At 64.3% G+C, this 13,402-nt stretch carries 13 protein-coding genes; 5 read left to right on the top strand and 8 right to left on the bottom strand.

Annotated elements, in window-relative coordinates:
• Positions 1 to 173: 173 nt before the first annotated feature.
• The 5 genes from E4J93_RS06850 to E4J93_RS06830 all read left to right on the top strand — a co-directional run bounded on the left by E4J93_RS06850 (position 174) and on the right by E4J93_RS06830 (position 5,234).
• Complete coding sequence (locus tag E4J93_RS06850; protein WP_147588724.1) at positions 174 to 2,483, top strand: cation-translocating P-type ATPase; 2,310 nt, start codon at positions 174 to 176, stop codon at positions 2,481 to 2,483.
• 60 nt (positions 2,484 to 2,543) lie between these two features.
• The gene (locus tag E4J93_RS06845) at positions 2,544 to 2,765 is read left to right on the top strand and encodes a heavy-metal-associated domain-containing protein (RefSeq protein WP_147588723.1); all 222 of its coding nucleotides are present in this window, start codon (positions 2,544 to 2,546) and stop codon (positions 2,763 to 2,765) included.
• Between the two features lie 9 nt (positions 2,766 to 2,774).
• Complete coding sequence (locus E4J93_RS06840; protein ID WP_147588722.1) at positions 2,775 to 3,047, top strand: metal-sensing transcriptional repressor; 273 nt, start codon at positions 2,775 to 2,777, stop codon at positions 3,045 to 3,047.
• A gap of 136 nt (positions 3,048 to 3,183) precedes the next feature.
• A complete protein-coding gene (locus E4J93_RS06835; protein ID WP_147588721.1) occupies positions 3,184 to 3,669 on the top strand; it encodes a hypothetical protein in 486 nt (161 codons plus the stop codon).
• A 218-nt stretch (positions 3,670 to 3,887) separates the two neighbouring features.
• The gene (locus E4J93_RS06830) at positions 3,888 to 5,234 is read left to right on the top strand and encodes an amidohydrolase family protein (RefSeq protein ID WP_147588720.1); all 1,347 of its coding nucleotides are present in this window, start codon (positions 3,888 to 3,890) and stop codon (positions 5,232 to 5,234) included.
• Positions 5,235 to 5,314: 80 nt separating this feature from the next.
• On the opposite strand, the gene E4J93_RS06825 is transcribed toward E4J93_RS06830, so the two are convergent.
• From E4J93_RS06825 to ftsE, 8 genes are all read right to left on the bottom strand, one after another.
• A complete protein-coding gene (locus tag E4J93_RS06825) occupies positions 5,315 to 6,055 on the bottom strand; it encodes a hypothetical protein (RefSeq protein WP_147588719.1) in 741 nt (246 codons plus the stop codon).
• 316 nt (positions 6,056 to 6,371) lie between these two features.
• Positions 6,372 to 6,512, bottom strand: coding sequence for a rubredoxin-like domain-containing protein (locus E4J93_RS06820; protein ID WP_147588718.1), 141 nt, complete (start codon positions 6,510 to 6,512; stop codon positions 6,372 to 6,374).
• Positions 6,513 to 6,728: 216 nt separating this feature from the next.
• Positions 6,729 to 7,232, bottom strand: a complete 504-nt coding sequence (locus tag E4J93_RS06815) for a flavin reductase family protein (protein WP_147588717.1) — start codon at positions 7,230 to 7,232, stop codon at positions 6,729 to 6,731.
• A gap of 124 nt (positions 7,233 to 7,356) precedes the next feature.
• Positions 7,357 to 7,827, bottom strand: coding sequence for an SsrA-binding protein SmpB (gene smpB / locus E4J93_RS06810; protein WP_147588716.1), 471 nt, complete (start codon positions 7,825 to 7,827; stop codon positions 7,357 to 7,359).
• 3 nt (positions 7,828 to 7,830) lie between these two features.
• A complete protein-coding gene (locus tag E4J93_RS06805; protein ID WP_147588715.1) occupies positions 7,831 to 8,706 on the bottom strand; it encodes a hypothetical protein in 876 nt (291 codons plus the stop codon).
• Positions 8,707 to 8,764: 58 nt separating this feature from the next.
• A complete protein-coding gene (locus E4J93_RS06800) occupies positions 8,765 to 10,840 on the bottom strand; it encodes a ribonuclease R family protein (protein WP_255431956.1) in 2,076 nt (691 codons plus the stop codon).
• Positions 10,841 to 11,143: 303 nt separating this feature from the next.
• Positions 11,144 to 12,088 (bottom strand): permease-like cell division protein FtsX, encoded by a 945-nt coding sequence (ftsX, locus tag E4J93_RS06795; RefSeq protein ID WP_147588713.1) that lies wholly within the window; start codon positions 12,086 to 12,088, stop codon positions 11,144 to 11,146.
• A complete protein-coding gene (gene ftsE, locus E4J93_RS06790) occupies positions 12,075 to 13,301 on the bottom strand; it encodes a cell division ATP-binding protein FtsE (protein WP_147588712.1) in 1,227 nt (408 codons plus the stop codon). Before ftsE ends, ftsX begins: the two co-directional genes overlap by 14 nt.
• Between the last annotated feature and the right edge of the window lie 101 nt (positions 13,302 to 13,402).

Raw genomic sequence — 13,402 nt, 5'->3', positions numbered from 1 at the left:
AAGGGAGCAGATTCCGCCAACGGCTAGTATATGGTGGCGAACGGCATGTCCCGCGCGCGTATCGCAATACGCACCCAATTCCCACGTTTGCCGGCCTGTGGTCATTCCTACACACCCCCCAGGGGTGTGGTCTGCTATAGTAAGCATCGGTAAACAATAGAAAGGAGGCCGTGATGGCACGTAAAACCTTCGACGTCACCGGCATGACCTGCGCCGCATGCCAGGCGCACGTGGAAAAAGCAGTCGCCCGCCTCGACGGCGTGGCAGACGTCTCCGTCAACCTGCTCGCCGGCTCCATGACCGTCGACTTCGACGATTCGCTCGTCGACGCGCAGCGTATCTGTTCTGCGGTCGATCATGCCGGATACGGCTCCACACCACGCGAGCCGGTCCCGGGAACCCAAGGGCGCACGGCGTCCACCCGGACCGCATCCCCCACGAAGAAGCTCGAGGAGACCGCGCGCGCTATGCGCACCCGCCTCGTCGTCTCCCTCGTGTTCCTCATCCCGCTTTTCTATATCGGCATGGGGCATATGCTCGGATGGCCGCTGCCCGCCCCTCTCGCCGACCACGACCATGCCATGACGCTCGCCCTCGTGGAGCTGTTGCTGCTCATCCCCATCGTCTTCGCGAATCGCGCGTACTTCAAAAACGGCTTCCTATCCCTTCTCCACCGCGCGCCCACCATGGACGCGCTCATCGCCATCGGATCGGGGGCGAGCATCGCCTGGTCCGTATACGCCCTGCTCCTCATGGCCGAGCAGCTAGCCAGCGGCGATGTGCACGGCGCCGCGCAAACCGCGATGGACAACCTCTATTTCGAGAGCGCCGGCACGATCCTCACCCTGGTCACCGTGGGCAAATACCTTGAAACCAGGGCGAAGTCAAAAACGGGAGGCGCGATCGAGAAGCTCATCGACCTCGCACCGAAGACGGCTACCGTGGTCGACGCCAGCGGCGACACGCGCACTATCCCGGCAGACAACCTGAAGCCCGGCGACGTCGTGCTCGTACGCCCCGGCGAGGCCATCGCCGTCGACGGAATCGTGCTGGACGGAACGAGCTCCGTCGACGAAAGCGCTCTCACGGGCGAGCCGATCCCGCGGGAGAAACGGCCCGGCGATCCGGTAAACGCCGCAACCATCAACAAGAACGGATCGTTCACCTTCCGTGCAACGCGCGTGGGCGACGACACCGGACTCGCGCAGATCATCAAACTCGTCGAGGACGCCAACGCCACCAAGGCGCCCATCGCCCGCATCGCCGACCGCGTCGCCGGCGTTTTCGTTCCCGCCGTACTCGCCATCGCCCTCATCACGCTCGTCGCCTGGCTCGTCATAACCGGCGACGCCAACGAAGCGCTCACCGCGGCCGTCGCCGTCGTCGTCATCAGCTGTCCATGCGCGCTGGGCCTTGCCACGCCCGTCGCCATCATGGTGGGCACCGGTAAAGGCGCCGAGATGGGCGTCCTGTTCAAAACGGCCGAAGCGCTCGAAGCCCTGCAGTCCGTCGACGCCGTCGTTCTCGACAAGACCGGCACCATCACACAGGGCGCGCCCGTCGTCGCTCGCGTCATCCCCGCGCGCCGCCCGGACGGCTCCGCCGCCATAACCGAAAAGGGGCTGATCAAACTCGCAGCAGCGCTGGAAAAACGCAGCGAGCATCCTCTTGCCGAGGCCATCATGGCCTATGCCGACGAGCGCGGCATCGTCGCCCGCACGGTCGATGACTTCCAAGCCGTTCCGGGCCGGGGCGTCACGGCACGCGAGGGCGCAAACGCTATCGCGGCGGGCAACGCCCGGCTCATGGCCGACCTTGGAATCGCCGTCGACGAGCAAGCCCGCGACAGCTTCGCCCGCGAGGGGGAATCGCCGCTCTTCTTTGCAAAAAACGGGGAGCTCGTGGGCACGATCACCGTCGCCGACGAAATCAAGCCCACGAGCGCCGCGGCCGTTCGCGCCCTCGACGCCCTCGGGGTCGAAGCACTCATGCTCACCGGCGACAACGAGCTCACAGCGCACGCTATAGCCCGCCGCGTCGGCATCGCCAGCGTCATCGCCGACGTGCTCCCCCAAGATAAGGAGCGCGTCGTGCGCGAGATGCAGAACGCCGGTCGGCGCGTCGCCATGGTGGGCGACGGAATCAACGACTCCCCCGCCCTCGCACGGGCCGATGTCGGCATCGCCATCGGAACGGGCGCCGATATCGCCAAAGACGGCGCCGACGTCATCCTCATGCACGGCGACCTCGTCGACGTCGCGCGCGCCATCGAATTGTCCCGCGCCGTCATCAGGAACATCAAGCAGGACCTTTTCTGGGCGCTGTTCTACAATTCCCTCGGCATCCCGCTGGCCGCCGGCGTCTTCTTTCCCTGGCTCGGCTGGCAGCTCTCGCCCATGTTCGGCGCGGCGGCCATGAGTCTCTCGTCGCTCTGCGTCGTGGGAAACGCCCTGCGCCTGCACCGATTCGAGCCGCGCTCCTAGCGCACCCTTTGCTCCACAAGGCGACGGACCCAGCTCCGTCGTAGAAAGAAAGGAACCATCATGGAATACCGCATCGCTACCGAGGGCCTCATGTGCGGACACTGCGACGCCGCCGTCGAAACCGAGCTGCTGAAGCTTCCCGGCGTCACCGACGCCGAAGCCGATCATGAGACCCAGACCGTCATCGTCGAGTCCGCGCGCCAGCTCCACGCCGATGAGCTGGCCGGCGCGTTTGCATCCGCGGGCACCACCTTCCGCATCGTCTCCATCGAAGTCGCATAGGGGCAGCCCATGATGGCAGACCGCGAACGCACGCTGCGCCTGCTTAAAACCGCGCGCGGCCAGATGGACGGCATCATCAAAATGGTCGAGGACGATCGCTATTGCATCGATATATCAACACAGCTCATGGCAACGCAATCGCTGATCGGCCGCATCAACGCCGACGTCCTCAAGGCGCACATCGAGCACTGCGTCGCCGAGGCCGCATCCTCGGGGTCCGAGCAAGAACGCGCCCAGAAGATCGAGGAGGTCGAGCGCATCATCGAAAAGCTCGCCAAATAGCCCGGGCGGCATCATCGTCACAACGACCATCCCGCTCCAAGCGGATGGTCGTTTTGCACTTTTGATGACGCCTTGCGCCCATATGTCGTAGCATGGGGTATAGCTGTGAAGCTAGCCGCTGTATAAGGAGCCACTCATGCAAGAATTTATGAAAGATCGCTACGGCGTCGACGACCTCACCATCGGCCTCGGCGTCCTGAGTATGCTGCTCGCCCTCATCGGGTCGCTCGCCAAGCTTTCCGTTCTCACATGGATCGCCCTGGCGGTGGTCATCATCGCGCTGCTCCGCGCCTTCTCCAAGAACATCGCCGCGCGCAAGCGCGAGAACGCCGTGTACCTCGACCTCGTCGCCAAGGTCCCCGCTGTCGGCTCGTTCCTGGCGCCCCTTTCGCAGGGCAAGGGCGCGGCGGCATCGAGCCGCTCCGCCAGCTCCGCCGCTCCGCAAGCAGGCGTCGAATTCAACCGCGCCAAGCGCACCGCCCAGCGTATGTGGCGCGAGCGCAACGACAATCTGTTCTTCCGCTGCAAGAGCTGCGGCTCCATCCTCTCCGTCCCGCGCGGCAAGGGCCGTATCCGCGTCACATGCCCCAAGTGCGGCACCAAGGTAGAGAAACAATCCTGATAATCTCCGTGCATACGCATGCGTCCAGCGGCCGTCGGTCTCACGCAGACCGACGGCCGCTTTTCGTAGCGCAGCGCCTCGTACATAAGTCCCCTTCCAGCATCCGTAGCATCCGTTTTCAAGCCCGATGGGCAACGGGTGTACACTAAACCACACGTATGCATCCGTCATCTGCACGCAATCACAACGATGAAGCCCCAAGAGAAAGCTCGGACCCCATGGCCACCCAATCCCCCCGCTACGCCTTCATACATGCCAACGTACTCGACGGCCGTCCCGAGATGCAGCCCATCCCAAACACCACCGTCATCGTCGAGCGAGGGTCCATCACCTATGTGGGTCCCGACGATCGCGCGCCCATCCCGCGCGACGCCCAGATCATCGACGTCGATGGCGCCTACCTCATGCCCGGCCTCATCAACATGCACGTCCACCTGTGCGGATCGGGCAAGCCCGTCTCCGCGGGCAACGCGGGCGCGCTCATGAAACGCTTCGACAACAAACTCGGCCGCGCCATCGTCCGCCGCATTCTCAAAAGCAGCGCGCAAACCCAGCTCGCCAGCGGCGTTACCACGCTCCGCGGTGCGGGCGACCCGCTCATGTGCGACATAGCCGTGCGCGATGCCATCAATGCCGGCAACTATCTCGGACCGCGCATCATCGCCCCCGGCTGCGGCATCACCGTTCCCCAGGGCCATGGCGCCGGGCTATTCGCCAGCATCGTCACCACGCCCCGCGAAGCCGCCGCACAGGTCCAAGAACTCGTCGCGCGCGGCGCCGACGTCATCAAGCTCTTCGTCACCGGCGGCGTGTTCGACGCAGTCGAGCCCGGCGAACCAGGCGTCCTGCGCATGCAGCCGGATATCGCGGCGGCGGCATGCGGGGCTGCACACAGCCTCGGCCTGCCCGTCATGGCCCATGTCGAAAGCACCGAAGGCGTTCGGGTCGCGCTCGAAGCGGGCGTCGACACCATCGAGCACGGCGCCCCCATGACGCCGCAGATCATCGAGCTCTACCAACGTAGCGCCCACCAGCTGCACGGCCGGCCCGCATCCCTTACCTGCACCATCTCCCCCGCTCTGCCGTTCGCCAAGCTCGACCCCGAAAAGACGCGCTCCACCGAGGTCCAGAAGATCAATGGCGACATCGTCTGCGCCGGCATCATCCAAAGCGCTCGCCAAGCACTCGAAGCCGGCATCCCCATAGGCCTCGGAACCGATTCAAGCTGCCCGTATGTCACCCAGTACGACATGTGGCGTGAAATCGCCTACTTCGCCAACTACACCGGTGCATCCAACGCCTTCGCGCTCCACCGCGCCACGCTCGGCAACGCCGAGCTCCTTGGCCTCGGACATACCACCGGCTCTATCGAGGTCGGGAAAGAAGCCAACATCATCACCACGCAGCGCAACCCGCTCGACGACCTATCAGCCCTGCGCGACGTCACCCACGTCATGGTGCGCGGCGAACTCGCCGACGGCCTGCGCGCCAAGCACATCTCCGAACTCGATGCTGAACTCGACTGGATCATAGCCCAGCCCCTCGACAGCATCTACACGCGCTAGCAGGCAACCGGCTCGAAAAGCGGTGGCGCCAACACGACGGATGCCATCACAGCGGGAGCGCCGCGCTATGGCACGCCCGCTTAACCAGCAGGGCCGTCCAGACCATGCCGGCGCGCCTCGATCTCGCGGCGCAGCGCCGCGCCGGCATCCGTCTGCCGCAGACGCATCGTATGATGGTAGCGCCCGTCGATCGAGAACACGTCGTATACGAACCGAATGAAGAAGCCCATCTCGCTCAGATACGGCCGCGTATCTCGATCCTCCTCATGAACGCAGCCGGGGCCATCGCGCCGCGTCGCAGCCTCCGGAGCGCGGTCGTACATGCACACCTGTCCCACCGTCTGCCAAACACCGTCCACGCGTGCGATGCGCAAGGCGATCGTCCCGTCCTTCCAGCCATCAATCGAGCACAGGTGCGGGTCGAACACCTCGTAGCACCGTCCGTCCATGACATCGCGCAACGTCGCCATGCCGGCGCGCTTCCGCTTTTCAAGGATCGCAAAGCGCGAAAAGAACTGTGTCCGCACCACCTCGCGTAAACTGTCGAGCGCATCGGTATCCACGTAGCTCGGCGGTTGGTCCACATACGCCATCAGAGGCGTATAGCCACCCAGCAGCTTGCATTCAAAGAGCAACCACTCGGTATAGCAGATATTGAACTGCACCGACATCAAATCATCCGGTTCCTCCTCATACGCGAATGCTGGATCGATCAGGGATGCGAAGAAGTCACCCGTCATCCCCATCAGCTCGTCTTTTCGAGCCATCCAATATGCCGCCATCTGGTCAACATCGTCCTTGGCTATCCGAAACGCATCCATCCGGCCTCCTCACGCTCATGCGATCCCGTAAGAACCAGCCTACGATGCGCGCGCTGTCCGCAATGGACCCGATTCGAACTATCGGACGAGCCGCTCAACGGAATCAAACACGGCCCCAACAACCATGTTGGACTCCTGGCCTCCATGCCTCGCCAGCCGGTCTGGTATGCAGGCTCGACATCGCATGGTCGGGATCGAACCACGGCCCATCCAACGAGAATCCCAGATCACCCGCGCGCCGCCACGGTCCCGCCACATTAAAAAAGCGCCCACCCAAACGGGCGGACGCTTCCTCAGCATATGTGCTTCGGAGTTGTTACTCCTCAACAGCCTCGAACTCATCGGGACCGACGCCGCAGACGGGGCAGACGTAGTCCTCGGGAAGCTCGGGGGTGTCGACCTCGACCTCGAAGCCGCAAACAACACAAACAAACTTGTAGGTCTTCTCGTCGCTCATGACGAACCTTCCTTTCGCAGGCGAATTGACATTAGTAGAAGTATATCCATCGATTCGGCTCGCTATCCCGGCAAACCACGATTTCCAAACTCCATTGGCTGCCATTATTGTTACACGTACGGTAACGTTTAATCAAGAGTTTCCTATAAGAAACTCAAAACGCGAATCCCCCGACGCTCGCCATCGAACACGGCGCGCGTCGTCGCCGATACGGGCCTACCCCTGGTACGACGATGCCTTGGGCGGGGTCTTCCCCTTCAACGTGCTGTGATAGTAGGCGTAGGTGAGCGGCGGCTCGTCAGAGAGGCGCTCCGCCTCCACGACGTCGCCGATGAACAGGTAATGCGTACTCACATCTACCGTATCGGCCAGGCGGCAGGCGAACACGGCGCACGCATGCTCGGGGGAATATGCGTCGCCCGTAGCGGACTCGGCCACCTCGTACTTCTCGAACTTGTTATACGTATCGCTCGTCCTAAAGCCAAAATTGCCGATGTAGGGCATGTCGGCGGTCTGATCGATGGCCGTCACGGTAAAGGTTCCGGCCTCCCTGATCACCCGCGCCGTGCAGTTATCCTTGTGCACCGCCACCATAAGACGCGGCGGCTCCGCCGTCACCTGCGTCGCGGTGTTGATCACGCACCCCGCGCGCTCGTCGCCGGCTGTCGCGGACACCACGTACAGTCCGTAGCTCATGGTAAAGAACGCCGTCATATCCATGCCAATCTCCTCTCGATCAGGCATCGTGCCAAAACGGCCCTGCATACCGCAATGATAACGCCGCCGCGCTCGCGTAGCCCCAGCGAATCGATGGGCTGAAGCATGTCACGGCGGCGAGTACGCGCTATCTGCTACGCGCCTTGAGGGCCCGGTCGATCTCGCGCTGCATATCGCGCTTCGCCATATCCTCGCGCTTGTCGTAGAGCTTTTTACCGCGACCCAGCCCCAGCAGGAGCTTCACGCGGCCGTTGTCATCGAAGTACAGCTCGAGCGGCACCAGGGCGTAGCCCCTGTTGCGCAGCTTGCCATCCAGGTAGTCGATCTCCTTGCGATGGAGCAGCAGCTTACGACGGCGATCGGGGTCGCGGTTGAAGATCGATCCATGCGAATAGGGATGGATGTGCACGCCGATGAGCCAGCACTCGCGATTGCGGATGAGCACGAAGGTATCGGTGATCTGGCAGGCGCGCTCGCGGAGGCTGCGCACCTCGGTACCAGCGAGCTCGATGCCGCACTCAAAGGTCTCGTCGATGAAGTACTCATGGTGCGCGGAGCGGTTCTTGGCGATGGTCTTGCGCTTCTTCTCGCTCGGCATGGCCTACTCCCCGTTCCCGGCGCCGTCGTGCGAGCGCTCCTGCGCGAGCTCGGCATCGGATTCGTGGATGAGCTTGACCAACGCACGGCACGCCTCCTCGCCGATGAGGTTGTTCGCCCGCACGGTGAGGGAGGTGGCCTGCTGGGCGTCTCCCTCGCGGGCAGCGTCGCTGGCGCACATAAGCAGGCAAACGGCGATATCCGCGCTGGGGGCGGTAGGGATCCCCTCCAGGGAGAGCTCGCCCATCACATGCGCGTCCGACTCCTCCATGGCCTCGGGATGCTCGGCCATGATGCGGTTCTGCAGGCGCACCACGCGCTGGTCGGCAGCCGCAAGGCTCACCGCGAGGCGCGTGCAGCCCGCGGCCGCGCTCGGCTTATCCTCGTCGAGGAAGAACTGGCCGAGGTTCGCGTACGCGCGCGCGGCCGAACGGCCGTCGGATGCGCGCTCGATCACCGAATAGCTCAGCGACGCCCACTCCTGCGTATCCTCCAGCGCGCGGAAGATCTCGGCCAGGTCGAGGCGGTAGTTGCAATTCATAGGGTTCCAGCGCACGGCCTGCATGAGCGCATCGCGCGCAGAGATCCAATCCTGCTGTCGGATATAGGCGAAGGAGAGCGCGCTGTACAGGCGGTCCACCGGAGCGGGAACCTGGATGAGCTCGCGCGGATCCTTCTCGACGCGTCGGTATGCCAAGCGCTCGAAGGCGTCGTTGAAGCTGAACCATTGGGTCGTATCGTTTGCCACGCATTCCGTCTCTGCGTACTCCTCGACCATCTCGGCGAGGCGCTTCAGGAGCGGGAACGCGGTTACCATATCTCCGGATGCCAAGAAGTTCTCGGCATATTCGACATCATGTGCATCTATGGGGAAATCCATGGGGCCTCCTTATCGCAATAGGTTGTAGTGTAGCGCAGCGCGCAGGCGCTGGGCGAGGTCATTCGGACGCGGACGGCAAGCCGACAAGCATCAGGTCGAGACGGCCGCGCAGCACGTTGACGCGCGCGACCTCTACGGCGACGCGTCGGCCGAGCGTGATGACCGTACCGGTAGAAGACCCGGTAAGGGTGAGCGAGCGCTCGTCGAACTCCCACCACTCGCCGCCCAGGCCGCGCAGGCGCACCAGCCCCTCGGCGCCGGTGTCGTCCAGGCGCACGTAGATGCCCGTCTGGTCCATCCACGAGATGGTGCCCGAAGCGCGCTGCCCGATTCGATCGCCATAATACTGCGCCACCTTGATCTTCTGGGTGGCGTGCGCGGCGGCGTCGGCGAGGCGCTCGCGCTCGCTCGCATGGCGGCAGAGCTGCGGGGCGATGGCGTCGAGCGCCTGCGCGCCCGTACCCGTAAGCAGGCGACGTCGCTCCGCCGCAGCCTTTCTGCCCAGATGCTCGCGTGCCAGCGAAAGCTTGAGCGCGCGATGGACGAGCAGGTCGGGGTAGCGGCGGATGGGGCTGGTGAAATGGCAGTATGCAGGCGCGCCCAGCGCATAGTGCCCTTCGTTGTGCGGCTTGTAGAGGGCGCGCTGCATGGCGCGCAGCAACAGGGCGTTGGCAAGCGCCTCGCAGGGCGTCGAGCGCACCGCATCGAGCGCGGCAGCGATGGCATGCGGATCGGCCGACTCGAGCGCGAGGGCCTGCTCGCCATCGAGCGCGCCGATCTCCACCAAAACGCGAGCGGCGGCCACGAGGTTGTCTTCGAGCGGCGGCTCGTGCACTCGAAATGCCGCCACGGCGCCCTCGTCGGCAAGGCGCTCGGCAACGCACTCGTTAGCCAAAAGCATGGCCTCCTCGACCAGCGAGGTCGCGCACGTACGGGCGCGATTCACGATGCGCACCGGCAGGCCGGCCTCGTCCAGCAGGGCATGTACCTCCACGGTTTCGAAATCGATGGAGCCGCGCTTCCGGCGTAGAAGCCGACGCGCCTCGGCGACCCCGGCAGCCCGGCCCAGGAAGACGGGCAGGTCCACGCCGAAGCGCGCGGCCGCCTCGACGGCCGCGGCGGCATGCGCGCAGACGACCTCGTCCACAGCGGGCTCGGCATCTCCATCCACTGGATTCGAAGCATCGCGCAGCAGCAGGTCCGCGGCGCCGTAATCCAGGCGCACGCGCGAACGGATAACACTGGGATAGCACTCGTAGGAGCGCACGCGGCCGCGGGCATCAAGCTCGATGTCAACGGAAAACGCCAGGCGGTCTTCATCGGGTACCAGCGAACACAGGTCGTTGCACAGACGCTCGGGAAGCATGGGCAGCACGCGGTCGGCAAGGTATACCGAAGTGGAGCGGCGGCGCGCCTCCAGGTCGATTCCCGACTCCCATGCGACGTAGTGCGATACGTCGGCGATGTGGACACCCAGGCAGCAGCCGCCGTCATCACGCGGCTCGAGCGAGATGGCGTCGTCGAAATCGCGCGCATCGACCGGGTCGATCGTTATAACGAAGCGATCGCGGATATCGCGCCGCAGCGGATCGGCCAGGGCCCCATCGACGTCCAGCGCGAGCCCCCGGGCCTCTTCGGCTGGAGATGCGGGGTAGCCGTCCGAAAGGTCGTAGCGGGCCATAACGCACGCTATGCCCAAATCGGGCGCGGTGGCGTCGCCGATGCGGCGCTCGAGCGTGACGATACCCGATTCCACGCGGTTGGGATACACCTCGATGCGCGCCGACACGATATCGCCCGGCTCCACGCCGAGGCACGCGGGCGAATCGTCGGTGGGAAGCACGAAGAAATCATGCTTGATACGCGTATCGAGCGGACGAACGATGCCAAGCGGGCTCGCCACGTCATAGGTGCCCACCACGGTGGACGTCGCGCGCTCGATCACGTGCTCGACGACCGCGCGGCGCTCGCCCTTGGGACCCCGCCCCACGCTCGCGTACACGCGGTCTCCGGGCATGGCGTCGCGCAGCCCGCGCCCCGTCAGCCGATAGGCCCCCTCGGCCGTCTCGACGAAGCCCGCATGCTCGGACACCCTGACCACGCCAACCAGGCCCGACGCGCGCTTCGACCGCATCGGACCCTTGCGGCCTCCCTTTCGACTTCTCCCCATAACTCCCCTTCATGTCATCGACGCCCCGGCGGGCATCTCGAAATGTACGTTCTTCCCTTCTACCCAAAGCGCGGCCCCGCGCATCGCGAGCCCTTGCAGGGCATACGCGACCCCGAGGCGAACGATGAGCGCCCATCCGGCGCATACCCGGGCATCCGCGGTCTGCAGCCGGGCCGAGCGCCATAAGCCCGCGGCAATAGGTGGCGAACAAAAAACGGGCCGAGGGAATCCCCCGGCCCGTACGTGGCATAGATTGTGCGCAGACGGCTAGACACGCAGGTAGCGGCGCATGGCGATGGCCGAGCCAAAGAGGCCGATGAACACGCCGACGAGCACCAGGGAACCGTAGGTTGCCAGGTATACGTTGAGCGGGATCTCGATAGCCATCCACGACAGCCCGTTTTGCACCATGGGCATAACCAGGTTGCGCACGAGCTCGAGGCAACCAATGGCCAGCAAGGAGCCCAGCAGCGCCTGGACGACGCCCTCGGTCACGAACGGCCCGCGGATGAAGCCGTTGGAAGCGCCCACCAGGCGCATGATGGCGATCTCGCGGCGGCGCGCGGTGATGGACAGGCGGATCGTGTTGTTGATGAAGATGAACGACACGAACGTGAGCAGGGCGACGAGCACGACGGCGGCCAAGCGGATGTAGTCGATCATCTGGAACATGCGACCGACCTCCTCCTGCCCGTACAGCACGGAGGCGTCGACATCGGCTTCGATATCGTCGACGCTCGGATCGTCGTCGTCGACAATCTGGCGGAAGTCCTCATCGGACTTGATCTTCTCGGCCATACCCTCGACCTGCGAGGGCTCGTTCATCTCGATGACGAACGAACGGGGCAGCGGGTTCTCGCCATCGAGGGCGCTGATGGTGGCATCGGCCTTGCTGGAGCTCTCGCGATAGCTCTCCAGCGCGTCCTCCTTCGACTTGAAGGTGACGTCCTTCACGTTGTCCCAGCCCTCGATTTTGTCCTGGAACTCCTCGACGGCCTCGTCGGAGGCATCATCCGAGATGAACGCGGTGATGGTGACCTGCTGCTCGACGTCGCCGATGACGGCGTTGACCATCGCGGAGCCCACGATGAACAGGCCGATGATGAACAACGACAGGAAGATCGTGATGACGGCGCCCAGGGACGTGGTCCAGTTGCGCACGAAATGCCTACCTGCCTCTTGCAGGGAATAACCCAGATTAGAAGGAGCCATAGTTGCCGTAGCCTCCCCTCTCCTGATCGCGGATGACGCGGCCGCCCTCGAGGGCGATGACGCGACGGTGCATCGAGTCGACCATCTCGCGATCGTGCGTAGCCACGATGACGGTGGTGCCGGTGCGGTTGATGCGCTCGAGCAGCTTCATGATGCCGAGCGAGATGGCGGGGTCGAGGTTGCCCGTGGGCTCGTCGCAGATGAGCAGCGGCGGACGGTTGACCATGGCGCGCGCCACCGAGACGCGCTGCTGCTCGCCACCGGAAAGCTGGTCGGGCATCATGTCCATCTTCTCGGCCAAGCCCACGAGGCGCAGCACCTCGGGAACCTGGGCCCGGATGACCCCGCGGGGCTTGCCGATGCACTGCAGCGCGAAGGCCACGTTCTCGAACGCGGTCTTGTTGGGCAGGAGCTTGTAGTCCTGGAACACCGCGCCGATCTGGCGGCGAAGCAGCGGGACCTTGCGATTCTTGATCGTCATGAGGTCGTGACCGGCTACCAGCACGCGTCCCGAAGTGGGCTTGACATTGCGCAGCAGCGTGTTGAGCAGCGTGGTCTTACCAGAGCCGGAATGGCCGACGAGGAAGACGAACTCGCCGGGATAGATGGAAATGTTCACATCGTCCAAAGCGGGCTTATTGGGCTGCGCGGGATATACCTTGGTGAGGTGCTCGATGTGAATCACCGGCTCCACGCCCGCCTGGCGCGTAGCCTTCTGGCGCTGTGCGGCGCGATCAAGATCCGCGGGCGAGAACACCGACGTGAAATCGGGGTTTTGCAGCGCCATGTCCACATCGTGCACCTGACGTGCCTCGTCGGCGTCCGTGGAGGGCACGGCCGGGCCGGCCGCCGTCATAAAGACGTCGGGATGGGGCGCGGGCGCCGCAGCGGGGACCATGGGATCCGGAATGGACGCCAGCGACGGCGTGGAAACGGGCGCATCCACCGGCGAGGGGACGTTGAACATGGAGGGCGCCGCCTCGACGGGCGAAGCCGGTGCAGAAGCATCGGAAGCGGCTTCTGCGGCGGCTGCAGCATGAGCATGAAGCGGTGCCGGGATGTCGGTCTGGGGGAACAGATCTTCTTGCAGCGTCATAGGCTGCTCTTGGGTATCCGGAGATGCAACGGCATCGGCGGGAGCCGCAACGCCCTCGGGCGTCGTCGGCGCGAACGCGGACTGCTCGTCTCCGGATGTACGGAAGTGGTTACCCACTAGAGCTCCTTCGTGTCGTGCGTTTAAACTTCTTGAGCTCGATTATTTTACCAAGTCCTATCCATGCGCACAGAAGCGACACGGGATTTGCAAGGAGCGAC

The organism is Collinsella sp. BA40, assembly GCF_008014645.1.
Taxonomy (GTDB): Bacteria; Actinomycetota; Coriobacteriia; order Coriobacteriales; family Coriobacteriaceae; genus Collinsella.
This window is presented reverse-complemented; position numbering and strand designations above follow the sequence as displayed.